Here is a 24,978-nt window from a genome sequence, read left to right as displayed (position 1 = left end):
GTGCGCGCCGACTTTGCAGGCCGGTGCAGTGACGTGGGGCTGGGTTGGCTCGTTCGCGCGTCGGCCATTGAGGGCGCGATGGCAGGCCAGGCACTTTAGGTTGTGACAGGCGATGCAGGTGATGTGCGGGTCTCCGGCGGTGGCCCAGAAGCGGCTCATTTCTAGGCGATAAGGCCATCGGATACCAGCTTGTCCGCAGCGGCGCGCACACTCTTCAGGCTGGCGAGGTCGAGCTCAATCAGCTCAACGCTTACCTTACCCACGGTGTCCCTCAGCTGCTGTAAGGCGCACTCACTTCGAGTTCTGGTTTCAATAGCTGGAAAAGAGGACGCCGACAGCTCGTTGGGAGGCATCTAAACACGTCAATGTCTACTAAGAAGAAACCGCCTGTGATGAAGGAGTGCGAGGTTAAGGTGCGTGGGCGTTGGCTCCCATGCACTCTCTACGAAGCGCTCACAGAACGCGATGAGATCATGCGCTGCAAATATTGCCACGGCCCAGTGCAAGCGCTCAAGGAATCCAGTAACGGAGCCCGAGCTCATATCGAACACCTTCAAAGACACCCCGGCTGCCGATTCCCGGTTAGTACGTTCAGTGGAGTCGAATCGGAACACCCCCTAGCGTTGAAGTAAGGCGAAGCGCCGTAGAGATAGTTGTTGCCGGTAACTACCGCTAAACGCCGCAGGGTGCGATAGACCAAAATTGCGATCAGGATAATCTGAAGCTTTGACTAGGCTGGCAGCGCCATGTCTGAAGAATAAGTCACGCACTGATAGCCCCAAAGGGCCTTCGCCCAAAGGCTCTATGTGATCTTTGTCGCAAATCATTTGCCCCTTAGAGTTGAAGTTGTTAGGTGGGATACCTGAAAGCCGCACAGAACAAGACTCCGAGGAGGCACCTTCATGACGGATCACAGCGGCATCGAAGCTACCGGGGTCTTCCACGGCTCGCCGTTCTCCGCGGCTTTCACCGCTCACTTTCCCACCGTGCAGGTTGAATGGATCTCGTTGACGAGCAACGAGTGCGCGAGTCCTTTCGGATGACTGCGAGGAATTGCGTCAGAGGGTGCGTTTGAATAGCGGAGTGGCGATGAGCAGCGTTCCAATACCAAAGGTGAATAGGAAGAGCAGATCGTATTGGATAGCCACGAAGCCGCCGTCTTTCAGCAGGATTGCTTTGAAGCCGTGGACGCAGTAGGTGAAGGGGTCGATGATTGCGATGGCCTGCAGCCATTTTGGAAACGCGATGATGGGAAACACTGCGCCGGAGGGGAAAAACAGCAGGGTGTTCAGGACTCCGAACATGGCGCGAGGGACTAGCGGATCGTCAACGCGGACCATCATGAGGAACATCATGCCGTTGAAGGCAAGTGAGGTCGCGACGATCATGGCGAGTAATTCCAGATCGGCGATGGGGTTGAAAATCGCATTCAGACCTGCGATCAGAGACCCGATGATGGTGAGGCTTATTCCGGCAAGCACGGCCTTGGCTGCACCAGCGAGGTTGAGGCCCATGACCAACTCAAGCTTGGTGATGGGAGTTACCAAGTAGCCCTCGTGGACGCCGCGGGCTTTGTCGTCGATGTACAACATGCCGCCGCCGATCATGACCGATATATACATGGCCAGAGAGATTGTGCCAGCGAGCAGGAACTTCATGTACGAGACATAGGGGTAGAGCTCGACGGATTCTACGGCGATGTTTTTGACGATGCGCGGCTGAATTACCGGAGCATTGAGGGAGTCGACCAGCGATTGCAGTTCCGACTGGATGCTAGAGCTGGTGAACTGGTCGGAATTGTCGACGACGAGCCCGATGCGCGGCGCGTCCTGCGCATAAACACGGCGCGAATACTGAACTGGAATGATGAGGGCGGCGTCGATTTTTCCGGTGCGCACATCTTCGCGCGCCTGAACTTCGTTACTGTAGTCAACCGTTTTGAAGGTTCCTATATTCACCGCGATGGCTGCGCAGGCCTCGCGAATTCTGACGGCCTGTGGGCCGTGGTCGTAGTCGACGATGGCTACTCGGGCGTTGCGGATTTTGCCGCCGTAGGCGTTGCCAAGGATGACTAACTGGACGATGGGCAGCATCATGGACATGATCATGAGGACGGGCGAGCGGAAGAACTTGCGCATCTCGCGCTCGAAGATTGCGAACATCCTGTTCATGGTTGCGCTCCCGGCCTGGGTGGCATGGTGAAGATGGCTTTGACTTGCTCGTCGCGAAGCTGGCGGCCGGTGTAGTGCACAAACACGTCGTCGAGTGACGTGTTCTGAACGCTAAGGGAGGTTATGTTTTCGCCCAGGGACGCGGCTAACTCGACTAACTGCATGGTGGTCCTGGAACCTGACGATGTGAGGACCCGATAGAATCCGGCGCTTTCTGCCTGCACGCTGGTGACTCCTTCCAAGCCCTCAAGGCGTGACTTCCACTGCTCGGTCTCGCGATCGAAGTGGACCTCGACTACATTCGCGCCGGGAACATTCTGTTTAAGCTCGATGGGCGTGCCGAGCGCTACAAGGTTGCCGTGATCGACAATGGCGATGCGGTCGCAGAGCTTGTCGGCCTCTTCCATGTAATGCGTGGTCAGAAGCATGGTGAGATTGCGGGTTTTGCGGAGGTTGTCGAGCATCTCCCAAACGGCGATGCGGGAGACGGGATCGAGGCCGGTGGTGGGCTCGTCCAAAAAGAAGATATGCGGGTTGTGCACCAGACCGCGAGCGATTTCGAGGCGCCGCCGCATTCCACCGGAGAGCGTCTTGGTTTGCGCGTCGCGCCATTTGACCAGGTCTACCGCCTCCAACACCTCCTGGATGTTCTTTGCACGCTCAGCGCGCGGAACGCCGTAGAGCTTTGCGTAGATGCTGAGATTTTCCTCGAGCGTGAGATCCGGATCGCTGGTAAGAGCCTGCGGGATGACGCCGATGACGCGGCGAACGGAGTCGGACTCCTTCGCAACATCGAAGCCGGCAACTATCGCTCTGCCACTGGTGATGGGAACGAGGGTTGTCATCATGCGAATGAGCGTGCTCTTGCCGGCGCCGTTGGGTCCGAGCAGGCCGAAGATTTCGCCGTCGTTGACGGCAAAGTTGACTCCTTTGACTGCCTCGAACGTGCCATAGCGCTTGACGATATTTTCAACGGCAATTGCTACGGTCCCGGCCGGCTTCGGATTCTGGTCCAGCGTCGTGGGCTGAGGGTTCACGGCTTCACCAATTTGCTCTTGGGGATGTAGACGTCGGCGGTCATGCCGGGAACGAAACGCTCGCCGGGATTGTCGATGATGAGCTTGATCTGTACGGTCTTGATGTCGCGCTTGAGGCCACCGTTGATGTCGCGCTGGGTTGCGAAATCGGCCTCGGAAGCCTTGGAGATGACCTTGCCCCAGACGGTCGCGCCGGAGGGCATGACGACGCGGAGGGAATCACCGAGCTTGACGGAGTCCGCCTGAGTTTCCGGCAGCGGTGCGTACACCCAGGTTTGAGAAAGGTCCATGACGGTGACGATCGGGGCGCCGGCGGCGACAACCTCTCCCTGACGCGCGGCACGCACGTTCACTTTGCCGTCAACCGGTGCGACGACCTTGGAGTAACCGAGCTGGACTTCCGCCTCCTGTGCGAGAGCGCGGGCGTTGGCAGCCTGATCGCGCGTTTCGTCCACGGTGCGGGCAGCGACGTTGGTGAGGAGTTCGTGGGAGCGAGCCTGACGGAGCGAAGCTTCGGCTGCGGTCACGGTGTCGCGCGCGGCATCGACGGCGGCCTTGCTGGCCTGCAGGGTCGTGACGGCGTCGTCCTTTGCCTGCTCGCTCATGATTTGCTGCTGCGTCAGCGCGACGGTGCGGCTGGTATCAGCCTTCTGGTGGTCGTAGTTGGCCTCGGCCTGTGCCAGCGTAGCTTTTGCAGCGCTGAGTTGGGCCTCTGCGTTGAGAGTTGCGTTACCTGTTTCGCCTCGGGTCTGATGCTCGGTTTCGACGGTTTCACCGACTTTGAATTGCTGGCTCTTGGCGGCGGCAGCGGCGGCCTGCTGCGCGGCCTGAAGGTCTTCATTTTCGATGACCGCAATCAACTGTCCGGCCTTTACCGTGTCGCCTTCATCAACAGTGAGCGTCTGGATGCGACCGGGAATTTTGGAGCTCACCAGAACCTCATTGGCGTCCACCGTTCCAATCAGCTCCAGGTCGCTGGAGCGATGGGTGGTGAGGAGATACCAGAGAAGGGAACCCGCGGTCAAAATGCCGAGGATGAGAAAGACTCGATTTCGTGCGTTCACTTGTGCCTCACTTCAACTGTCTTGTTTAGGACGACAGAAGCCGGTGGGATTCTAATTCCTGCGATGGTGGGCTCGTTGGGCTCGGGCATTGGAACCGCGGCCAGCACGCGGGCGGCTACGCGGGCACCATGCTCACGATCGACGAAGATGGTCTGGCCGAGATATTCGACCGCGGCCTTGCGGCGGAACTCCAGTGCACCGGGCTCAAAGGGGTCAAACTCCATCAGGAGTCCCATCACTGGTCCAGAGAGGTAGTAAAAAGCATTGGCTCCCAGCGCGGCGTACATCATTTGCATGTCGTCCACCCTAATCAGCTCTCCGGTGCTCTGGCCCTCGTCGAGCGCCGCGCGGAAGCGCAGCATCATGGGCCTGAAGACTTTCTCCACCAGCGGCGCAACCGCATTCTCCTCGCCACGGTGTAAGCGGATCATCTCCTGCTGCAGCAGAGATTGAAATGTCCGCCGCGTATGGATGCGGTCAAAGTGGTTCAATGCAAAGTGGACAAGCCGTTCGCCCGCCGAGCATTCCAGATTCATTGCAGAGAGGCCGCTCAAGACAACCTTCTCCGCAATCTCTTCAAGAGCCGCGTTGTAAAGCTCCTGCTTGCTGCGGAAGTAGTAATAGAGGAGCGCCTTGTTTACTCCGGCGGCTTCGGCGATGCGCTCCGTGCGGGCTCCGGCAAGCCCGTTAGCGCTGAACTCGTTGGTGGCAGCCTCGAGGATGCGGGCGCGGGTCTGGTCGGCGCGATCGGAGTTGGAGCGGATTGGGTTTGAATTGGGCATTAATTGACTAACTAGTTAGTTAATTAGCTGAAAATTGAAAGAATTGCAAGGGGCCGGAGGCTGAATTGTGAGATTTCAACAAAACGCATATCGAAAATTAGCCGGGCGTCTAGGCAACCTCGCCGCAGCCAAATCCAGCGACCTCATTCATTTGCTTAGCGAAGATGAGATCAACAGTACCGGCGACGCCGAAGTCGCTGTCATCAAATCGGAAGCCCTCAAGGACCGCGCCCAGGAGGCCACCACCGAACGCGTTGCGTTCGAGCAGCGCTTCCAGACCGCCTTTCCGTCCGGTCCCTTCGACTTTTCTCACATCACGCCGGCACAGCTTGACGAGTACCTCGGCCTTCTTCTCGAGGAGCGCGTCCGTCGCACAGAGACTCTTGCCTACCTCGAATTGATGCACCGCGGTGCACTGGCTTACCCCGATGGGCAGCGCGACCTGGGAAAACTTCGCTCAGCGGAGGAAGGCGGATCGGCGCATTAAAGGCTGTGGGTGCGATGCGACACGGCTGCGAATCGTTAGGGGCTGCCATCGAGGAAACTATCGATCTCGATTGTCGAGTTCAGATCGATGACAAGCGAGTACGCGGTGCTACCGTCACGGGCAGTGAGCGCGCTGGAACTGCGGTCGCAGAACGCGCAGGAAAGAATCTGAAGAAATCCGTTATGGGACTCGGGGGAAGCGACCTCTTCATCGTTCTCGATGACGCTCCTCTGGAACCGACCCTCGATAATGCACTTTGGGGTCGCATGAATAACACCGGCCAAAGCTGCGTTGCCGCCAAGCGATTCATTGTTGTCGGCAAGGAACGAGGACAAGCGTTTCTCGACGGGATCGTGAAGCGTATGGGCGGCCTTGTAGCCGGAGATCCAACCAATCAAGGCACTACGTTAGGACCTGTCTCTTCGGAGAACGCAATGAAGACCCTCCTGCATCAAATTGAGGTTGCCGAGAAGAACGGAGCCCGCGTGGTTCTTGGCGGCAAGCGCGTTCATCGGCCAGGCTTTTACGTCGAGGCCACTATTCTGGCAGAAATCGACAAAGAGAACCCAATCTATCTGCAGGAACTCTTCGGGCCAGTTGCTTCTTTCTATGTGGTCGATACGGAAGACGAAGCCATAGAAGTTGCGAATGCAACGCCATTTGGTCTAGGTGGCTCCGTCTTCACCGGGGATCTCGACCATGGACGGCGCCTCGCTGAGCGCGTGGAGAGCGGGATTGTGTTCGTAAACCATCCGACTTGGACTGCTCCCAATTTGCCGTTTGGCGGCATCAAGAACTCAGGCTATGGGCGGGAGCTTTCGGAACTTGGTTTCGGTGAATTCGTCAATCGCCGCTTGGTAAGTGTTTCCCCGGTCGGTGCACCTCCTCCTGGGGTGAACCAAGGGGGCTAATGGTAGTCATAGCCGTTGCCAAGGTGAAAGCGCAGCAAGGGCAGCGAGTCTGATACGGAACTCGTTGCCCGCCGCCTCCAAAACTCCGACAGATGACTAGCGAGAAGCCAACTCGGTAGTTATCAAAGTGCTAGTTCGATTTCCACGTGCTGTTTGTAAATGCACTACCCTGATGACGGCCTGTAGCGCTCTCAGTGTTGGAATTCGAAGACAGTTTGCTTATTGGCGGTCTCAACCAAGGCCTGTCCACGCTGCGGGGCGAAGGTTATGCGATGTCCGCCATTGATGACGGTGTAGATACCGCTGTCGGCATCAAAGAGGGTCCAGGTACCGCTTTCCCCATTCGAGGTGACCACCGCGCCATTAGTCAGAAATTTGACAGCTCCTAGCTCGGGCTCGCCAGAAAAAAGCAGCTTCTGCGCAAATCCGGAAGAGCCATCGCTGTGAGTCATCACCGCTCCGGCGGTCTGGGAATTGAAGGCGGCAGCGAAGGCCGGCTTGCCCCCGACATTGAATCCCTCCTGCCCTCCGCTGTAACTCTACGCGACTTTAGACTTTCCAGGTTCCGCAGAGAAGTAGTAATAGTGTTCCCCGACGAAGCTGTCGATGAGCGCCTGGTTATTGCCCTGATGCAAGGGTGCGGTTGCGTCCAATTTGAGCGATTGTGCATGGATCGGGCGGCTGTTGAGCAGAGCACAGGACAGAACCCATGCGATCGCAATGCGTGCCAGGGAGAAAACCGAGAGATTGAGACGGCGTTTCATTTTATGTACTCCGCGATGAGGCGTGGCCAGAAAGGCAGGCTAGCGATGGGGAGCATGGTCAGAGCCTGGAGGTAAATCAAACCTGTGCCGATGGCCGTGGCGCGGGCGATGCGGTGAGTCGACCACAGGTCATAGGCAGCAACGAGGAGAGGCAGGAGGAGAAATACGACGAACGTGCCCAGCAGCCGAATATGAGCAGGAAACGGCCAGCGATTGATGGCAGGGCCGAGTAGCGCCATGGTCGCGAGAATCATAAAACGCTTATGGGCCGCAGGTGATCGGCGCACAATCATCGCCCACGCAACCAGCACCAGGAAGACGAGGAGTTCTCCGAAGTCTCCAACAAGGATGAGCTGAGGCGGAATGAATGGCGTACCATTGCGGCGAATCGAATCGAACACCGTCAGTACGCCGAAGACCGCCATCAGCGGCGGAAGGATCAGGCCAAGCACACCGAGCGTGATGTGCCACTTGATTTTCCGCACCGCAACCAAAAAGTTCTGTAAGACCAGTAGAAAAATCCAGGAGACGAAGAGTGCACCGTGGATATGCACAAGCGCGTTAGGCAACTTGGCGAAGACCAGCCCGGGGAGGAAGTAGCTCTGCGCGAATCCAAAGACCACGACCGCGAGAATGAGCACCGACATTGCCGGAAAGAAGATGTCGTCTGAGCGTGGCTTCCATGACATAAGAGCTCCAGAAGGGATGGCTTTCTAAAATGCGAAATGGTTCAACCTGCCTCGTGTTCCGGCATCGGCTAAGAATGAAACATTAGAACTTGGGGATGACCCCAGTGAGGAGCATCACGGATTCGTAAAGACCCCAGGCCAATGCCAGAACGACTAATGCCAATGCCAGGACCAAGGTGAAATGACCTGTATTGCCTTGTTCGGATATGGAACCTAGTTGCTCTCGAGTCGCCGTGTCGACTGCTCGATCGGAAGTAGGATTGCGGAATTCAATGATCATGGGTCGTCATCGCTTCCCGAAGTGATAGGCCACGCCGGCGGTGACCCGAATATTGTTCTGGCGGCCATTGACGAGGTTGTCGAAGGTGGTGATGAAGTAGTCAACCTCCGCCAGACGAAGCGTAAACCTGCGGCTGAGGTTGTACTCCACGCCTCCGCCCAGCGCTGAACCAAACACTGCCGAAGAGAGCGCGCCGTTGGAGTTCGCTGCGCCCAGGCTACCGGTTGCACGGACCGCGCCCAGCAGCACTTGGCCGTAGGGAACAAAGCGAGTGTTCGGCCGGCGATAGAAAAACCGCGGCCCGGAGAGGAACGAGGTCAACGTCAGATCGTCGCCACCGTTATCAACCTTCGAGGCATGCTCTACTCCGATGTCAACCACCATGGCGAACTGCGGACCGAAATGGTAGGCATACGATCCGCCACCGCCGTTCATAGAAAAGCATCCGCAGCCGCCCGGAGGCGCGTTGGTGTGCACATACGTGTAGTCGAGCGCAATCTCCTGCGATGGTTGGGCTTGCGCAAGCAGCTTGACGGGTGCAAGCGACAGGAACGAGAGGGCAAGAATGGATCGTAAGGTCATAGGTCCTCGTTTACTGCACAGTCAGCGTGACGGTGGTAGAGTGGGTGTCCGATCCGCTGCTACCGGTCACGGTGATGGTGTAGGTCTTGGCGGGCAGAGCGAAGCCGCCTCCGCATCCGACGGAAGATGCCGCAATGCCAACCAGTGCGACGATGCACGCAAGGTTCATGAAAATTCTGTGAGACCGCCATCTCTGACCTGGCAGCAGCAGCAACAAGGCTGCGAACACAGGTGCGACAAAGGGCCACTGCGGCCGGCCACTCTTTCCTGCAGCCTGCTGCGTCGTTGTCTGTATGGTCATAGTCGACTGAGCTGCTGAGCTTCCCGGTGTAACCGAGACTGGCGAGAAAGTAATGGTCCCGCCCGGCAGGCCAGCCGCCGCGAGAGCGACTGCATCCGTGAAGCTGCCGTTGGTCGACGTCACGCTCACGGTGTAGGTGGCGACACCTCCACGCGAGACCGCCTGCGCAGAAGGAGTTGCAGTGATCGTGAAGTCGGGTGGAATCGTTCCCGTTCCGGTGAGAGAGCTTGTCTGCGGCGAGCCCGACGCATTGTCGGCAACTGAAAGCGAGCCGCTGAAGCTGCCTGTGGCTGAAGGTGTGAACGTAACGGCGATCGTGCAGCTTGTTCCGGGAGCAAGCGTTGAACCGCACGCAGTGGTATCGGCGAAGTCGCTTGGGTTCATTCCGGTCAGGGTTATGCCGGAGATCATGAGCGAAGCGTTGCCGCCGTTGCTCAGCGTGAATGTTTGTGTCGCGTTGGTGGTTCCGCTGGTCACGTTGCCGAAGCTCGCCGTAGACGGTGTAAGAGTCGCTTGCGGTGCCGCAGCGGTCGCTCCCGCACAGCTCAACGCGATGGATTGCTGCTGTGTTGGTGAGGGGAAGTTCGCTCCCAGGTTGGCGGTCTGGGTTCCCGCCGTCTCAGGCGTGCAGGTAATCGAGATCGTGCAGATCGATCCCGCGGCCAGGCTCGCGCCACAAGTGTTGGTCTCGCTGAACGAGCTCGTGTTGCTTCCAAAAAATCCGAAGCTGCTGATCGTAAGCGCGGCCGTTCCAGAATTTTGCAACGTTGCCGTTTGTGCTGTGCTGGTGCTTCCAATGTTCACGCTACCGAAATTGATCATCGCTGGCGTCAGCACAGGTTGAGGTGCTGACGACCCACCCTCGCCATTGCCACTGAGCTGGATCGCTCCACCGCCAGAACTACCAACCAGTGTCGCCGGAGAGGTGACCAGCGTGCCGAAATCCGTGAACGGCCCATCCGATGGCGGTGTGAACGTATAGCCGAGATCACAATTGCTTGCCGGTGCAATCGTCGAACCCGGAGTAGAACCAGAAGGCGCGACACACGCACTCTCATTGGTCGATTGCGCAAATTCAGCGTTCGCCGGGAGCGGGCCGTTGATCGTAAACGGCTGGTTGCCAATGTTCGAGATCGATCCGTCGAGGGTCTCGTGCTGGCCAACGTTGACGTCGCCGAAGACGTAGTTCTGCTGGGTGCGATCGAGATACAACAACTGCTTGTCGCCCGCATCGCCAATCAGGATGTCGCCAAAGGAATCGAATGCAAACCCAGCCGGCGTGTACAGGCCATTGACCTGGATAAGGCCAGTGCCGTTTGGATAGATCAGTGTGATAGTGTTCGTGGATCCCAGCACGTACAGCGTACCGGATGGATCGACCTCGACGCCGATCGGGCTGGACAACCCTGTAGCAAGCTGCTTGAAAGTTCCATCGACTCCGAAGCGATTCAAGGCGCCGGCCGTGTCGACAGAATACACATTCTCTTCCGCGTCGATCGCAACCGCTGTTGCCGGAGCGGTGAGGGAGGAAGAGTTCAAATAATGGGTATTTTCGAAACCAATGCCGGCAGAGTAGCCTCCGGCGACTAGAGCGATGAGATAGGAAGAGCTGCTCTGGTCGTGAGGCTTCGTTTTAGCAATGGGTCCACGCTTGGCCGATGCACTGAGGAAGCATGGTTGTCCGGCGATTACGAGATTGCTGTCGCCATCCAGAGCAAAGGCTGTGATGTTGGCGGGTAAGGGTAGATTGACGTCGCAGTCAATAGAATATGCCGTGAATTGTGTTCCGCCGCTTGACATGCCTTCGATCTGATCATTGCCGCTATCCAGGACGAACACTGTGCCCAGCGCGTCGACGGCAATTTGTGTCGGTGCGGAAAGTCCGGTGAACGGAAGGGTTGTTGATGTTCCCGAAGGAGTAATTTTCAGCACCGTATTGCTCTGCTTGTCGGTTACATACCGGTTACCGGCGGCATCGAGCGCCACGCCGCCTATAGATGCTGCGCCTGAACTGCTCTGAGACGAGAGACCAGGCGAAAAAACTGCGGCTCCCCCGATGCCCTTGCCCCACAGCAAAAAAGCGGCATCAGCGGATCCAGTGTTCACGCCGGCGGTCTGGGGTGTAAACGTCGTCTTTATGTAGCAAGTACCGCTCGTACCTACGCAGGTTTGCGCTCCGCTTCCGCTGAACGTGGACGCCGGTAGTGGAGGTGCGGTAACACTTGCCCCTGCCTTCGGCTCCTCAAAGATGAGATAAAAACTGGAATTTGCGCCGCCAGATCCGCTACCGACCGGAACGTCTGGGGCGCGCCCCGACCCTGGATCCAGAACATCGACGCGGGCGCCGAGGGCAAGATACACGCGTCCGGTACTGTCCGATGCCATGCCGATGACAGGATTCGCGGCGGTATTGATCTGGACTTGACCTCCCTGATATTCGGGATCGCCGTCTGCGTTGTAGCGAATAATGGAATTAGAGGCGGCATCACTTAGAACGACGTAAGTACCGACGCTCGCGGTGATGCCGCCTGGTTCCGTGATGGCTGCGTAGATTGGGATCTGATTGCCAGACTGGGTGATCTCCATAAAGCCGGCATTGCGATCCGAAAAGAAGATGTCCCCGCTCGCATCGACTGAAACCCCGCGCAGGGCAGTCATGCCCGTCACAATCGTGGCTACAGCTCCGCCACTCGGAGTGAAGCTGACGATCCGGTCATTACCTGGGTCGACGATATAGAGAATGTCGTTGACCCGGTCGTACGCCAGGTAGGTTGGGCCGGAGAGGCCCGTAATCGGCACCACCGTTTGCGTGCCACTCGCGTCGTACTTCAGGATGCGATTGTTGCCGGTATCCGCGACATAGAGATTCCCGGTGCTGTCTAGCGCGAGACCCACGGGATTCTTGAGTCCAGTCAATGGGACGGTCTTAATATTGCCGGACGTATCTTCCTTCTTCACGACGTTGGCTGCCTTGTCAGAGATGTAGAGATTGTCCTGGGCGTCGACTGCTACGCCTTCAACGTCACTGACCGTGCCATCCGTGAAGAGGGTCGTCCCCTGCGTACCCACAAACGTTACGGAAGTATCCAAGATTGCGATTGTCGCCGATGTGGAGGCGCTGGCGTAGGTGCTGTTGCCCACGAACGTGGCGGTGACTGTGTGGTTGCCGATTGAAAGCTGGCCGAGATTGGCGTAGGCCAGTCCCTGGCTGTTCACTGTGCCCGGCACGGCCGTTCCGTTGTCTACGGAGAAGTTGACTGTACCGGTCAGCGGCGTAAGGGTGGTCTCGTCCCGAACCAAGACCGACGCCCCGATTGCCTCATTGTAGGTCGGGTAGTCCCACGGAGTGAGGGTGAGTATGTTGATCAAAGTCGTTTGTGCCTCCACCGTCACGGGAGCGACCAGTCCCACCAATGCCAGGAAACACAAGCTAAGCACCGGATACATAACGGCCCGGTTGCGAGCCGCCGGCACATTCCTTCCCATCAAACGTGAGAAGAAGCTAAACCAGCGGCTCCAGCGTCCACGTCCGTTCGCGCGAACTTCAACAGAAAGAGTGGACCGCCCGGCCCCGGTGTGTGATATCCGAATCGTGGTCTGCATCAGTGTTTCTCCTTAAGGGCTTCCAATGACTTGCGGCAGATGTTCAACTCACCGGTTTCGGACGCCTGCACATGCATGCCGGCTTGCTCGAGCGTGCGATGAATAATGTCGGCGCTGGTAACGGCTTCCTCGCCCCAATGCACATCGACCGGAATCCACGGACTTCCGCAGAGGTCACAGGTCGACACCGTACTCCCCACTTCCTCTCGAACTCCACCCAGTCGCTCGACCGTCAGGCCGGAGACCGCGATGGTTACTTCCCGGTGTTGAATCTCAATCGAAAGTCGCTGCGTTCGTTTCATGTCGCCTTTAGTGAGTCAGCGCCGATCGGGGGTAAAGTCTCGGCGAGTCGTTGCGGGCATTGCTATACTTAGCTCTTCTGGATTTCGTAGAGTGTCCCAATCTGATTCCGTGAGCTGCAACAGTTCTCCCACGACGTCCAAATTCACGTCCTCAAGTCCGTCTCAATCGACTCTCAATTGACTCTCAATGGGCCCATGTCTTTTATTTCGAATGGTTTAATCAGATTTGATGAGTATGAAATCAATCGTGCCCAATGGCGCCTGACATGGCGCGACGAACCCCTGCAGCTCAATAGAAAGACCTTCGACCTTCTCCTTTACTTGGTAGATCATTCGGACCGGGTCGTTGGTAAGGAAGAATTGCTGCGCACGTTATGGCCGGAGTCCTTCGTCGAAGAAAGCAACCTCACCCAGCACATCTTCCTTCTGCGTAAGGCCCTCTCTCGCCACGACTCTGGCAACCGGATTGTCGAAACTGTCCCCGGCCGTGGCTACCGATTTGCCATACCCATTTCTCGTGTCCCGACAGATCCGCCCGCCTTCTCCGATCGGATGATTATTAGCGCGAGCGAATCCATCACTCGGATCACCCTCGAACAGGAAGAGGTGGACGCTCCATCGCCCGGGCAGCTCAGCCCCCGACCAAGAACGCGCTCTCGGTACTGGATAGCCGCCGCAGCCATTGTCCTCGCGGTGCTCGCCCTCGCAGGTAGGCTCGCTTGGCAGCGGTGGGAGCAAAGCACCGGCGGCCCTCCGGTTCAGGTCGTCGTCACCGGCATCGAAGGAACGACCGGCGACCCGGTGCTGGACCGCGCTCTCCTCTCCGCGCTGCGAATGAATCTGTCTCAGAGTCCCTTCGTCTCTCTCGTCCCCAAAGACACCATGAGCTCAACATTGGCCGAGATGAAGCAAAAGCCCGATGAGCCGATCACACCTGTCATTGCTCGTGACCTTTGCGAGAGAACAAACAGCCAGGCCTATCTCCACGGCATGATCGTTCACACTGGCCAACACTTCCTGCTCACTGAGGAAGCGACCAGCTGCGTCGATGGAACAACCCTCGCGGCCGCTCATCAGGAGGCAGACAAACCCGAATATCTGCCTCGCAGCATCGACAAACTCTCTGGAAGCGTTCGCCATCAACTCGGTGAATCCCGAAGCAGCATCGCCCGCTTCAACGCCCGCCTTGCGCCCGCAACTACTGCCTCACTCGAGGCTCTCAAAGCCTACAGCGAAGCCTCCCGCATGGCCGAGCAGGGCAAGCTTCCCGACGCCATCACCCTGCTCAAGAAATCTATCTCGGACGATCCTGGCTTTGCCATTGCCTGGAACGATCTCTGGGCCTACAACGCCAGCCTCAATGGTGACCCGATGTCTGCCCGCGACGCCATCGATAAGGCCTACAGTCTGCGCGACTCCGCTGGCGCTCTCGAACGTCTCACCATCACCGCCCATTACCAAATGGTCGTCGTTGGAGACCTCTTTGAATCCGAAAGAACGTATCAGACTTGGGCGCAGCTGTATCCTCGCTCGGTCACTGCATGGAACGGCCTCTCACTCACCCAGCAACAACTTGGCCAATGGCCGGACGCAGAAATCTCCGCAGCCCATGCCGTCGCTCTTCGCCCCAGGCACGTAGGACTAAACCTGAATCTGGCCCTCGCTCAAATGTCCAATGGCAATGGGACGGCAGCGCGCGCAACCTGCAACCACGCGATACAGCAGGGCATCGATGGCGATCATCTGCGCGCCGCCTGCCTCTCCGTCGCCTACTTTCTGCACGATGAAGACATGATCAAAGCACAGCGTGACTGGGCCGCCGCACACCCCAAGTCGCCGCTCTTCGCACTCGAGGAAGCTGGAATCGCCATTGGTCAAGGCCGCTTCACCGACGCCCACAACCTCATCTCCAACGCCACCCAAATCATGAATGATCAAGGTCTCCGTTCGCAGGCCGACTCCTACACCCGAAGCTTCGGTATCGATCTCATCGAGGCCGGCGACGTCGACGCAGGCGCGCGCCTCCTCCGTGCCAGCCCTCCAGACCCTGAAACCGGCACCGACCTCCTTGGGCTGGCCGAGATCAACGACACCGCGGCCGCCACTGCTGGTCTCCAGACCATGCAGAACCAGCATCCGCAAGGGACGCTCTGGAAGCTCTACTGGGGGCCGCTCATCCGCGCCCAGATAGCCCTCAGCAATAGCAAGCCTAATGATGCTGTCGCGCTCCTCGAACCCGCCCGCCCGTTCGACTCAAAGGGCTTCGACCTGCCCATGCGCCGCGGCCTTGCCTACCTCGCAGCCAACCAGCCAGCCATGGCCGAAAAAAACTTTCGCTACATCATCGAAAATCGACGCCTGGATCCGCCCTCGAGCTCTTATCCATTGAGTTCGCTTCAACTTGGCCGGGCTCTTGCGGCAGAAGGTAATCGTACCGCGGCCATCCACGCGTACCAGAACTTCCTTACTTGCTGGTCTCACGCCGACCCGGACGCGAGATTCTTGCAACAGGCGAAGCAAGAACTCGCCGCTCTGCAAAGGGTAGTTGGGTCCAGAACGACGGGCATGCGCGGATGAATCCGCGACACCAGTTCGTTCGCCTCCGTGGTTACGATGCGTATGACTGGAGCCAGCGGCCCTCTCCGTCCTTCCAGGCGTCCCAAATGTGCGACATTGCCGCTCCCTGGAAGAAGCCAAACGGTCAGCGAGCAGCGCGGGAGTGGATTGACCCGCTAAGCGCGAAGCTACCCATGGACGAGGATGGCACCTAAGTTAACGGCATGGAACGCGTGGGAGAGAGCAGCGTTCACCGCTGCTGAACAAGAAGCAGCTCGAGGTAGAGATGACTCTGCAGAAGCCAGGAACCCTCGGGCAGCAGCGAATCCTCAGGCCGAAAATGGCCGACTGCCGCTTAAGTACAGAACCGCTTTCGCATCGCGAGTCCGATAATAGCCAGGCCGGTTGCAAGCAACGCTATCGATCAGGGTTCCGGCGTCGCCGCCGTAGAAGGTGTGATGGCGAAGGTGGCGTCAAGGTCTGAAGTGTTCTGAAAGTCATCGACGAAAGTGTATTCGTATGCTCCGGTACCTTTGCCGGTGTCGTTATAGTAGATATTTCCGTAGCCATCGCCCAGGCTGAAAGCTATCCCGCAATTATCCACAAGAGTAGCTCCGCCAACGCAATTGGACGACCCGGAATCAAGGCTCGGGTAGGATGGTCTGGAAACGGACGCCAGCGCCGGGCGTGAACCCGGGGGTCGCACCGGGCTGTCCTCCATACAAATCAATCGTCGAACCATCGATCGTTCCGGTGAAACTCAGGATGTCATAGCCGCCGTTATCCGCGGCGCCGGCGATCAACAGACCTGATCCGGTGATGCCGCCGCCGGAAAGGGTCCATTGATATTGGGTAGTAGTGGCGAAGGCAATACCTACCGAAGCTCCGACGAGGAGCGCAATCGCAATAGAGTTTGAAGTTTTCGTTCGCATAGCTTTTCCCTCCGTATCTAATTTTTGTCGCGAAGCCATATCAGCTGACCATCAGGGGCCGCTAGCGCGAAAGTGATCGTCGCAGGTCAAAATGGAATCAGCAACACCGCAGGCGTAACGAAGGATTACACCAATTTCGGCCCTCGCCTTGGCTTTTCTCTTCAAATACTCGGCCCTCGCCGAACGCGCTAGAACATAGTCCTTAAAAGTTCTGCGGTGGAGTTCCCGTTCCCAGAAGCGGACTTCTCAGTATTTATCGTGTCTCAGTGAGTGCATTGGCGAAAATGCACTCACCGATATCCGCCAATTTCAGATGGGTTAAAGCCTGAGGCTCGCGTCCGTCTCGGAGGCCCGCGCCAGCGCTTGCGTGTCGATGTACTCCTGAATCTTCGTCACCTTGCCGTTTCGAACGGTGATGTCGAAGACCCAGTCGTCCTTGAAAGCCCTATTCGTGGCTTTAATTTTTCCCGTAGCGACGCCGACGACCAGAACCCGGTCTCCCTGCGCCACGAATTCAGGGGGCTTTGGGTACGAAGTTTCCACCGTTTCGTTAGCCCTCTGAAGTAAACTCTCCAATCCCGCGTGCCCGCGGTGCGTGCCGGCCAGCGGCCAGTCCTCGCCTGGAACAATCCACTCAATATCTTCGGCAACCAATGCCAGCAGACCTTGCTTGTCGCGGTTGCCCATTGCTGCAAAAAAATCCTTCACGATCTGGACATTCTTTTCGATGCTCATCGGAATCTCTCCTGTTCGCTTGCGGCAAGCGTGTCCGATCGAATCGGACGTTTCGGAATCGTCGATTACTGCTGCTTCTTGAACAGATCCTGGAAGATGAGCAGACCCCAAGTCTTGCCGCGTGCGTGGACCAGCGCGCCACCCTCGTTGAGCTTTCCCAGCTTGACGGGCGCGAACCCGAGTTGTTTGGCCAAATCCGCCACGGGAGCGATAGCGTCCTCGTCGTCGCTCGACAGGAAGACGACCCGGTGGCCGCCCTCGACGATCGGGTCGGCAGCCAGTGTTGCCGCAACCAGGTGATTAAAACCCTTCACCAACTTGGCGCCGGTGAACGACTTCGCAACGAATGCGGAGGACGGAAGACCGTCTAGCTCCTCAGGTGCGACTGGAAACGAGTTCGTCGCGTCGATCAGTGTCTTGCCTTTCCAACTCGGCAGGGCTTTCGCAATCTCGCGATGTTCCCCGAACGGAACCGCCAAGATGATTGTGTCAGCCTCGAGTGCATCCCGCAGCGACTTTGCGACGACAGTGGGTCCAATCGCCCGAGCCTGCGGCGCTAACTCCTCGGGGGGCCGGCGACTCGCGACGGTGACTTCGATGTTCTTACGGGCAAAGGCTTGGGCGAGGGCCTGGCCTATCTTACCGAATCCGAGAATTGCGTAGCTCATGTATTCTCCTTTGGTTTGCCGGGCTCTGCGGCGCTCCGAATAATCGAATGGAGCGCCGTCGGGCGTAGCGTGTCAGATTTGCGCCAGGCCGCCGTCGACGGCGAGCTCGCTGCCGGTCATGAAGCTGCTGTCCGACGACGCGAGAAAGGCCGCCGCCGCCCCGAGCTCCGCCGGATCGCCCATGCGCTGGAACCCAGTCATCGAGCCGTAGGCCTTCAGGCCCTCCTCGCCCAGTGCTTCGGTCGCGAGTTCTGTCGCTATCGCCCCGGGCGAGAGCACGTTTACGCGGATGCCGGTGCCCTTCAGGTCCTCAACCCAGGTTCGCGCGAGGTTGCGCACTGCCGCCTTGCTAGCGCTATAGACGGTGAACGCCGGAGCGCCCGTGGTGCCGGCGCTCGATCCGGTCAGGATGATCGAACCGCCCTTGCCCATCAGTGTCAGCGCCTTCTGGACCGTAAAGATCGTACCCTTCACGTTGACGTCGAAGATTTCGTCAATGTGCTTGGCGGTTATCTCGCCAAGCTTAAGCTGGCTTCCCACCCCGGCATTGGCGACGACGATGTCGAGGGTTCCGCGCTCGGCCTTTACCGCCGAGTAGAGTCGGTCGAGGTCGGACTCATCCGAGACCGAGCCTTTTACCGCGCGGGCATTGGGCCCGAGGTCGGCTATAGCGGCGTCGAGCGCTTCCTGCCGGCGGCCGAAGATGAAGACGAAGGCGCCCTCCTCGATGAAGCGCTTTGCTGCGGCGAGGCCGATGCCGGTAGCGCCCCCTGTGATGACTGCAACTTTTCCTTCAAGCTTTCCCATAATGACTCCCTTTGGTAGATCTGTAGAATTCAGTGCTAACGATGGATCTCTTTGGCGGTAGACGAGAACTGCTCGCGAATCCTAATCTCTTTTCTATTCGTCGGCGTGAGTTCAGATGGCTGAGAAGCCGCCGTCGACAGCCAAATCCACCCCATTCACGTAGCTCGACTCGTCTGAAGCGAGAAACAGCGCGACCGCCGCAATTTCCTCAGGACGACCCATCTTTCCCCGCGGGATCAGGGATTCGAACATCTCTCTCGTCTCCTTGTCGAGTCGCTGGGAATCCGGTGTGTCGACCTGCCCCGGGCTCAGCACGTTCACCCGGATATGCCTGCCCTTCAGTTCGTTGAGCCACGTGCGTGCGAATGAGCGCAACGCCGCCTTGCTCGCCGCATACACGCCGAAACCAGGAAAACCTTTCACAGAAGCAACGGACCCGATCATGATGATCGATGCGCCATCGTTGAGTAGCGGCAACGCCTTCTGAACCGTAAACAGCGTGCCGCGCACAATCAGGTCGAAGCCCGCATCGAAGTGCTGCTCGGTAATCTCGCCCAGTTTGGCGGCTTCGCCCTTGCCTGCGCTTGCAAACAGAACGTCGATCTTGCCCTTTTCCCGCTTGACTGTGTCGAACAGACGGTCGAGGTCGTCGAGATTGGACGCGTCGCCGCGCACGCCGGTCACGTTCCGGCCAATCTGGTTGACGGCTTCATCGAGCGCCTCCTGTCTCCGGCCCGTGATGAAGACGTAGGCGCCTTCTTCAACGAACCGCTTGGCGCTCTCCAGCGCCAAGCCGCTCGATCCACCCGTGATGACTGCAACCTTACCTTCTAGCTTTCCCATAATTGCTCCCTTCGGAATGTGTGAAGCATTCCGTACACTAAGGTAGATTCCTTGGCGGCGGACGAAAACTGCTCGGGAGTCCAAGATTTTTGTCTATTCGTCCAGACAGATGGCCAATCTGAGCTGTTTTGCTCATTATTGATAGAACTGGGACGCGCGGGGAAAAAGAGTGTCGGAGTTGTGATGCTGGAAGCAAAGAGAATGTCCGTCATGGTAGAGGCTCTTCGACCTGTTGCTGCGCTTGTCCGACGAGCGAAGCTGCGCAATTTCGTAGAGGCTCACAGAACACTATGACTTTCGAGAGCAGATGGAGGCTCAGTTGGACCCGATAACAGACATTTTCAGAACGATGCACGTAACCGCTTTCGGTCTGCACAGGCTCGAAGCCACAGCCCCGTGGGGCGTGAAACAGGAAAATCAGGCCGAAGAAAAAGCCACGCCGTCCGGCAAAAAGATACCCCCCACAGATCTGGCGCACTTCGCCATGCTTTCGCGCGGCAACTGCTGGCTGAGTGTAGAAGGGATTCCGGAGCCGATTCCGCTCACCGGTGGTGATTGCTTTTTGGTGGCTAAGGGAACTTCGATTGTTCTGCGCGACGGCCCGCGAACACGTCCGCAGTGGAGTTTCCGCGAGATTGGGGCCAAGGCGAACGGCAATGTCGCTCATTATGGAGGTGGTGGCGCACCGACGACCATCGTCTGTGGGTCCTTGAGTTTCGATCGCGCCAGCTTGAAGCCGATCACTCAGTTATTGCCGAGTTTCATTCTGATGAAGGCCGATGAGGCACGCACTCTTGCTCTTCACAACACAGTGCAGGCGCTTGCTTCGGAAATGGCAGAACAGGCGCCGGGATCTGAAGTCGTCGCGACTCGACTGGCCGAGGTTCTGTTTATCCAGATACTCCGGGCACATATTGCGTCGGGACCGGAACGTAACAAAGGATGGCTTCGTGCAGTTTTTGATCCCCAGATAGGCAATGCCCTGAGTGCCATTCACGACAGTGTGAAGACACCTTGGACAGTGGAATCCCTCGCCGAAGCGGCGGGCATGTCTCGCTCCGCATTCGCAGCGCGTTTTAAAGAGCTACTCGGACAAACACCGCTGGAATATGTAACCGAGTGGCGGATGCAGAAGGCGATGCAGTTACTCGAACAGCGTGACAAGAAGCTCATAGACGTTGCTCGGTCGGTCGGTTACGAGTCCGACGCTGCGTTCAGTAAGGCGTTCAAGCGAGTTGTCGGGGCCAACCCTGGTGAATACCTCAAACGTGGTTTTGAAGGCCACGGTCATGCCGGAATGGCGGACCACTATTAGTCCCGGTAAGCGCGCATCTCTGAAGTTGAGGATTGCTACCGAAACGCCGACTTCCAAATACCGATTCCAAACTTAGACGCTGACCTACCATTGATTGAAGTTCCGTTTCACTTCGGCTCGACGCGCACGTAGGAGAGCAAGGAAGCTCTCCAGCACGGCATCTGGAGCGCTCGCCCGCCACGCAAGGACGACGTCGATTGTGGATCCACGATCTCGCAATGTCCTGAAAGCGACGTCTCGTGATCGAAGGTGCTTGACGGATTCAGGCATGATCGACACTCCCTCTCCGGCCTCGATCATGGTTAGGACAGATTGCCAGAGATTCGGTGTATCAACGATATTTGGAGAAAATCGGGATCGCCTGCACAGGCTGAGAATCGAGTCGAATAATTCCGGCGCACTTTCCCTCGCATACAGGACGAAGGGATCACCAGCCAAATCCTTGAGCGAAATGACTTCGGTATTTTCAAGTTTGTGGCCATGTGGCAGAGCCACAATCAGCGATTCGCGGAAAAAGACCTCACTGGCAAGAGTCCCCCGCAGTGACGCAGGGATTCCCCTCGTAAAGCCGACGTCAATTTGTCCGTTGACCAGCGCTTCCGGTTGATGTGCGGGATCAAGATCTTTGAGTGAGAGCGAAATGTCAGGGTGCCTCTTACGAAACTCTCGGATCAGCCTCGGGAGAAAGGGGGCCGTGGCTGGGCCGCATAACCCGATCTTGAGTTTGCCACGGTGCCCTTTGGCAGCCTGGGCCACCATCTCCACGGCCCGATCGGCTCTTTCAAGAATGTCCCGGGCCTCACCGAGAAACGTAGAACCTTCCGGCGTCAGAGAAACGCTCCGTTGATTTCTATGAAAGAGTGCGACCCCCAATTCTTGTTCAAGATCCCGCACCTGTCCGCTCACGCCCGATTGAGAAACGTGGAGGCGGCGCGCGGCGAGGGTGAAGCTACACTCTGCGGCGACCGCACAGAAGTAGCGCAAATGGCGCAGTTCCATAGAGCCAAAGTGTATCAGTCTGGTATCGCCATACCTGATAGATACCATCAGAACAAACGTTGAGACTTCTAGCTAAAGGCGCGATCCAATGGAGCGTGATCGTCAATCAGTTCTTCGAAAGGACACACCATGAAATCGAATTACGCTCCAGAAGTCGCCGCCACCAGCGTGAAGTACGCAACCGAAGAAGTCGACGGCCTAAAGATTGCCTACCGTGAGGCCGGGAAGCCAGGAAACCCGAAGCTGGTTCTCCTCCACGGCTTTCCATCCTCGTCGCACCAGTACCGGAATCTTATTCCTGCCCTCGCGGACCGGTTTCATGTGATTTCGCCTGACTACCCGGGCTTCGGCAATAGCGATGCGCCGGACCCGCGCGAGTTCGCATATACGTTCGATCAGCTTGCCGAAATTACCGGGAAATTTCTGCGGCAGAAGGGCTTCGACCGCTTCGGCCTCTTTGTACAGGACTACGGCGGCCCAGTTGGTTTCCGAATCGTAACGAAGAGTCCGGGCGTGCTTGAGTGGCTCATCATTCAGAACACCAATGTGTATGAAGTTGGGTTTACGGCTGCCTGGGGCGGGTTGCGCGATGCGCTTTGGCACAACCGAACGCCCGAAAACGAAGAAGCAGTTGCGGGTCTGCTTGCCTATGACACAGTGAAGGCCATTTATCTGCACGGTGCACAGAAGCCGGAACTAATCAGCCCGGACAACTGGCATTCGGATTTCTTCACAACCATCCAGAAGCCGAACGGCCGGCAGATTCAGTTGGATCTCTTTTACGACTACCGCACGAATGTTACGCTCTATCCGAAGTGGCAATTGTTTCTCAAACAGAACCAACCGAAGGCGATCATCTTTTGGGGCCAGGATGACATCTTCTTCACCCGGGAAGGCGGAGAAGCCTATTTGGACGCTCTGCCGAAAGCCGAGATGCATCGGCTTGAGTCGGGCCACTTCGCCGTCGAAGATTGTCTGGAGTACATTGCGAGGCACCTGCACCAGTTCTATGACCAGTCGGTCATGTAACCGACGGCACCAGCATTGGAAGCCTTTTTGCAAGGTAGCCGTGAGATTACTCCCGACAAACGCCGTTGTGTTACCAAATCGGTGCTCGCTTGACCAAGCTCCTCGAAAGTCGTGTTTTCAGCGACTACGGCGGCAGTGCTTTCCTTTGGCGCATGGTTAGGTGAAAAAGTGATGAGGCGTCTAGCGTATTTTATGGCCGTCGTCTTCTTGAGCGCGCACACAGGTTGCGTCGCTCAGGAACTGCCTGATGCGTTGTCTTTGATTGGCGCCGCAATTAGCAACGCCGACGTCAACTCGAAAGAGGCTCTGCGCTATACCTTCAACGAAGAAGAATCCAACATCGTCCCCGATATGGGGACAACGCCGACGCCCACCGTTCCCGGCACCCAGTGGCCAATCCCTGTCTACATGGTGAACGCTCAATATCGTTGGTCCATCGAGCGGGACGTACTCTTTATCGAAGGCGTACCGTATCGCCGCGTGATGCAGATCAACGGACAAAAGCTCCCTCCGGATCTTGCTGCCCTGGAAAGCGATAAGTACGACCATGCCGTCACGACCCTTCACGCGCTCTCCGCCGAGCAACGGCAGCAGTACCTCTCGGCCACATCCTTCGCCTTCGATCCTCGGTCCTTGAAAGACTCCTATTCATGTAGGCTCACTGGCCATGAAAAGGTGGAGAAGCGTCCCGCAATAGTCGTTGAATGCAAGCCCGACAGAGCCTGTCCGAAGTCCGTTGCATCACGCCAGCTCCACGGCCGAGTGACTCTATGAATCGACAAGGAACAACCGTTCTTTCACCGCATTCGTGTTGTTCTCGATTGTCCTGTCGACCAATACGGACCGGGCACGACCGTGACCGACACCTGGAGCTTGATGGACGGCGTCTGGCATGAAACTTCGGTGGAACTATCCTGGATTGGCATTGACACCATCACCAAGAATCTCGACATCCCCACACCGGGGCGACCTACAGGCACGATTGAGCAGACAAGCCGCGGTACAACAATTACTGTTTCTTCCAAGTTTAAAAAGTTTCAGGTTGAGTCCACCATCATCACACCCTGACGCCAACGCCTGCATGTTGCGATCCCCGTCGATTGACTCGTCGTCATGTATACACGTTCCCCAGTCGCATTATCGGCAAGTTCGGCTCTCCCAACCGTCTGAGCGGCGAAGTTTCCTAAAACGCCGTTTCCCGGGAACCTCGATCGCGAAAGCCCTGAACGAGTGCACTGACCTGTTCTCGTCAGATGACACGATGCTTTCGGGTCGAGGCTTAGACCCGCACAAGATTGTTCCAAAAGGCCTCGATGGTGTTCGGGGAAATCCGGGCGCCTAACGAGTTGCCCTCGGAATATCTCGTTGAAGTGTGCCTGCAACTTCCGGGAAGCTGCTTATAGGGCTGGCCAGGACAGGAGTTCACGCATCTGCCCAACTCGTTCACTTCGCGAGCAAGTCGTCAAATACGAAGCGAAGAAAATCCTTCAGCGGGGCGTCGTTCTCGTCGGCCTGAGAACGGAGCAGGGCTCCCTCCCAGCTATTGAGCAGGAAGCCCGCAAGCGATTCAGGCTTCGTCGATTGTGGCAACTCGCCTTTTTCCACGGCCTCGCGAACCACCGAGGCAATCGCAGCCTGCCATTGCGTAAAGCTGAAACTGAGGCAACTCTGCAGCAATGGGCTTGCGTCAGCAACCTCCAGGCTAAGGCTTCCGAGCAGGCAGCCGGCAATCGGAGCCGACTGGCCAGCCATCTGGATCAGTTCTTCGAAGTAGCGTCGCAGCCGTTTGAGCGGCGTCTGACGCGTATTGCTGAGAACCGTGTCCACGTGCTTTGCTTCGAGCGTGAAGTAGCGCTCGATCACTGCAGCGGTGAACTCTTCCTTGCTGCCGAAGTGATGATAGAATGAGCCCTTGGGCACACCAGCGGCGTGCAGAATTTCCTGAAGCCCGGTAGCGCCATAGCCATGCTTGCGCATGAGTTCGAGCCCAACCTCGATCAGGCGATCGCGCGTCGACGAAGAAGTCATCTTTGTGCCGAACGGGTTCTTCAACACGACTTTTTCTTTGGAAGCCATCATTGCCCATTCCTTCTGATCGAAGAACGCAGCCCCCACGCCCAT

Annotated in this window: 25 protein-coding genes and 1 pseudogene; 8 read left to right on the top strand and 18 right to left on the bottom strand. The window is 57.6% G+C overall.

The window, feature by feature from the left end; all coding sequences use genetic code 11:
• The first annotated feature begins 902 nt into the window (after positions 1-902).
• Positions 903-1,043: a hypothetical protein gene (locus tag GSQ80_RS16565; protein WP_158788789.1), complete on the top strand. Its 141-nt coding sequence runs from the start codon at positions 903-905 to the stop codon at positions 1,041-1,043.
• Positions 1,044-1,058: 15 nt separating this feature from the next.
• Here the strand turns inward: GSQ80_RS16565 and GSQ80_RS16560 are convergent, their stop codons facing one another.
• The 4 genes from GSQ80_RS16560 to GSQ80_RS16545 are packed head-to-tail and all read right to left on the bottom strand — an operon-like array spanning position 1,059 to position 5,054.
• On the bottom strand, positions 1,059-2,171 hold the full coding sequence (locus GSQ80_RS16560; protein ID WP_158788788.1) for an ABC transporter permease: 1,113 nt from the start codon (positions 2,169-2,171) through the stop codon (positions 1,059-1,061).
• Positions 2,168-3,208, bottom strand: coding sequence for an ATP-binding cassette domain-containing protein (locus GSQ80_RS16555; RefSeq protein ID WP_254059712.1), 1,041 nt, complete (start codon positions 3,206-3,208; stop codon positions 2,168-2,170). The genes GSQ80_RS16560 and GSQ80_RS16555 overlap by 4 nt, the downstream gene beginning before the upstream one ends.
• Complete coding sequence (locus GSQ80_RS16550) at positions 3,205-4,272, bottom strand: HlyD family secretion protein (protein ID WP_158788787.1); 1,068 nt, start codon at positions 4,270-4,272, stop codon at positions 3,205-3,207. Before GSQ80_RS16550 ends, GSQ80_RS16555 begins: the two co-directional genes overlap by 4 nt.
• Positions 4,269-5,054, bottom strand: coding sequence for a TetR/AcrR family transcriptional regulator (locus tag GSQ80_RS16545; protein ID WP_158788786.1), 786 nt, complete (start codon positions 5,052-5,054; stop codon positions 4,269-4,271). Before GSQ80_RS16545 ends, GSQ80_RS16550 begins: the two co-directional genes overlap by 4 nt.
• A gap of 67 nt (positions 5,055-5,121) precedes the next feature.
• Here GSQ80_RS16545 and GSQ80_RS16540 point away from each other — a divergent pair, with 67 nt between their 5' ends.
• Together GSQ80_RS16540 and GSQ80_RS16535 are read left to right on the top strand one after the other, a co-directional pair.
• Entirely contained in the window at positions 5,122-5,541 is a 420-nt protein-coding gene (locus tag GSQ80_RS16540; RefSeq protein ID WP_158788784.1) for a hypothetical protein, read from the top strand.
• Between the two features lie 14 nt (positions 5,542-5,555).
• Positions 5,556-6,452, top strand: coding sequence for an aldehyde dehydrogenase family protein (locus GSQ80_RS16535; protein WP_158788783.1), 897 nt, complete (start codon positions 5,556-5,558; stop codon positions 6,450-6,452).
• A 191-nt stretch (positions 6,453-6,643) separates the two neighbouring features.
• On the opposite strand, the gene GSQ80_RS16530 is transcribed toward GSQ80_RS16535, so the two are convergent.
• The 6 genes from GSQ80_RS16530 to GSQ80_RS16505 all read right to left on the bottom strand — a co-directional run bounded on the left by GSQ80_RS16530 (position 6,644) and on the right by GSQ80_RS16505 (position 12,973).
• Positions 6,644-6,904, bottom strand: coding sequence for a hypothetical protein (locus GSQ80_RS16530; RefSeq protein WP_158788781.1), 261 nt, complete (start codon positions 6,902-6,904; stop codon positions 6,644-6,646).
• 87 nt (positions 6,905-6,991) lie between these two features.
• Positions 6,992-7,216: a hypothetical protein gene (locus tag GSQ80_RS16525; protein WP_158788780.1), complete on the bottom strand. Its 225-nt coding sequence runs from the start codon at positions 7,214-7,216 to the stop codon at positions 6,992-6,994.
• On the bottom strand, positions 7,213-7,905 hold the full coding sequence (locus GSQ80_RS16520; RefSeq protein ID WP_158788779.1) for a hypothetical protein: 693 nt from the start codon (positions 7,903-7,905) through the stop codon (positions 7,213-7,215). The genes GSQ80_RS16525 and GSQ80_RS16520 overlap by 4 nt, the downstream gene beginning before the upstream one ends.
• Before the next feature lie 286 nt (positions 7,906-8,191).
• The gene (locus GSQ80_RS16515) at positions 8,192-8,767 is read right to left on the bottom strand and encodes an outer membrane beta-barrel protein (protein WP_158788778.1); all 576 of its coding nucleotides are present in this window, start codon (positions 8,765-8,767) and stop codon (positions 8,192-8,194) included.
• A 10-nt stretch (positions 8,768-8,777) separates the two neighbouring features.
• Positions 8,778-12,671: a choice-of-anchor D domain-containing protein gene (locus GSQ80_RS16510; RefSeq protein ID WP_158788777.1), complete on the bottom strand. Its 3,894-nt coding sequence runs from the start codon at positions 12,669-12,671 to the stop codon at positions 8,778-8,780.
• Positions 12,671-12,973 carry a hypothetical protein gene (locus tag GSQ80_RS16505; protein WP_158788775.1) on the bottom strand — a complete coding sequence of 101 codons (303 nt, stop codon included), beginning with the start codon at positions 12,971-12,973 and terminating at the stop codon, positions 12,671-12,673. The genes GSQ80_RS16510 and GSQ80_RS16505 overlap by 1 nt, the downstream gene beginning before the upstream one ends.
• Positions 12,974-13,168: 195 nt before the next feature.
• Here GSQ80_RS16505 and GSQ80_RS16500 point away from each other — a divergent pair, with 195 nt between their 5' ends.
• Positions 13,169-15,550, top strand: coding sequence for a winged helix-turn-helix domain-containing protein (locus GSQ80_RS16500; protein ID WP_158788774.1), 2,382 nt, complete (start codon positions 13,169-13,171; stop codon positions 15,548-15,550).
• A 403-nt stretch (positions 15,551-15,953) separates the two neighbouring features.
• Here the strand turns inward: GSQ80_RS16500 and GSQ80_RS16495 are convergent, their stop codons facing one another.
• The 6 genes and pseudogenes from GSQ80_RS16495 to GSQ80_RS16470 form a co-directional block, all read right to left on the bottom strand.
• Complete coding sequence (locus GSQ80_RS16495) at positions 15,954-16,133, bottom strand: hypothetical protein (RefSeq protein WP_158788773.1); 180 nt, start codon at positions 16,131-16,133, stop codon at positions 15,954-15,956.
• A gap of 37 nt (positions 16,134-16,170) precedes the next feature.
• Complete coding sequence (locus GSQ80_RS16490; protein WP_158788772.1) at positions 16,171-16,461, bottom strand: hypothetical protein; 291 nt, start codon at positions 16,459-16,461, stop codon at positions 16,171-16,173.
• Positions 16,462-16,779: 318 nt separating this feature from the next.
• A complete protein-coding gene (locus GSQ80_RS16485; RefSeq protein WP_158788771.1) occupies positions 16,780-17,196 on the bottom strand; it encodes a nuclear transport factor 2 family protein in 417 nt (138 codons plus the stop codon).
• 65 nt (positions 17,197-17,261) lie between these two features.
• A pseudogene (locus GSQ80_RS16480) lies at positions 17,262-17,876 on the bottom strand (NADPH-dependent F420 reductase); the annotation flags it as partial.
• Positions 17,877-17,936: 60 nt separating this feature from the next.
• Positions 17,937-18,671: an SDR family NAD(P)-dependent oxidoreductase gene (locus GSQ80_RS16475; RefSeq protein ID WP_158788769.1), complete on the bottom strand. Its 735-nt coding sequence runs from the start codon at positions 18,669-18,671 to the stop codon at positions 17,937-17,939.
• 111 nt (positions 18,672-18,782) lie between these two features.
• Positions 18,783-19,514, bottom strand: coding sequence for an SDR family NAD(P)-dependent oxidoreductase (locus GSQ80_RS16470; protein WP_158788768.1), 732 nt, complete (start codon positions 19,512-19,514; stop codon positions 18,783-18,785).
• Between the two features lie 319 nt (positions 19,515-19,833).
• Here GSQ80_RS16470 and GSQ80_RS16465 point away from each other — a divergent pair, with 319 nt between their 5' ends.
• On the top strand, positions 19,834-20,829 hold the full coding sequence (locus GSQ80_RS16465; RefSeq protein WP_216850391.1) for an AraC family transcriptional regulator: 996 nt from the start codon (positions 19,834-19,836) through the stop codon (positions 20,827-20,829).
• 84 nt (positions 20,830-20,913) lie between these two features.
• On the opposite strand, the gene GSQ80_RS16460 is transcribed toward GSQ80_RS16465, so the two are convergent.
• Positions 20,914-21,828, bottom strand: a complete 915-nt coding sequence (locus GSQ80_RS16460; protein ID WP_158788765.1) for a LysR substrate-binding domain-containing protein — start codon at positions 21,826-21,828, stop codon at positions 20,914-20,916.
• Positions 21,829-21,957: 129 nt separating this feature from the next.
• Here GSQ80_RS16460 and GSQ80_RS16455 point away from each other — a divergent pair, with 129 nt between their 5' ends.
• The 3 genes from GSQ80_RS16455 to GSQ80_RS16445 all read left to right on the top strand — a co-directional run bounded on the left by GSQ80_RS16455 (position 21,958) and on the right by GSQ80_RS16445 (position 23,925).
• Positions 21,958-22,857, top strand: a complete 900-nt coding sequence (locus GSQ80_RS16455) for an alpha/beta fold hydrolase (RefSeq protein WP_158788764.1) — start codon at positions 21,958-21,960, stop codon at positions 22,855-22,857.
• A 171-nt stretch (positions 22,858-23,028) separates the two neighbouring features.
• Positions 23,029-23,631, top strand: coding sequence for a hypothetical protein (locus tag GSQ80_RS16450; RefSeq protein ID WP_158788763.1), 603 nt, complete (start codon positions 23,029-23,031; stop codon positions 23,629-23,631).
• 81 nt (positions 23,632-23,712) lie between these two features.
• Positions 23,713-23,925 carry a hypothetical protein gene (locus GSQ80_RS16445; protein WP_158788762.1) on the top strand — a complete coding sequence of 71 codons (213 nt, stop codon included), beginning with the start codon at positions 23,713-23,715 and terminating at the stop codon, positions 23,923-23,925.
• 375 nt (positions 23,926-24,300) lie between these two features.
• Here GSQ80_RS16445 and GSQ80_RS16440 read toward each other — a convergent pair whose 3' ends face one another.
• The gene (locus GSQ80_RS16440) at positions 24,301-24,936 is read right to left on the bottom strand and encodes a TetR/AcrR family transcriptional regulator (protein WP_254059711.1); all 636 of its coding nucleotides are present in this window, start codon (positions 24,934-24,936) and stop codon (positions 24,301-24,303) included.
• Positions 24,937-24,978: the final 42 nt, after the last annotated feature.

It is taken from the genome of Granulicella sp. L46 (genome assembly GCF_009765785.1).
GTDB lineage: Bacteria > Acidobacteriota > Terriglobia > Terriglobales > Acidobacteriaceae > Granulicella.
The sequence above is the reverse complement of the archived record's forward strand: the minus strand, read 5'-3'. Positions and strand labels throughout refer to the sequence as shown.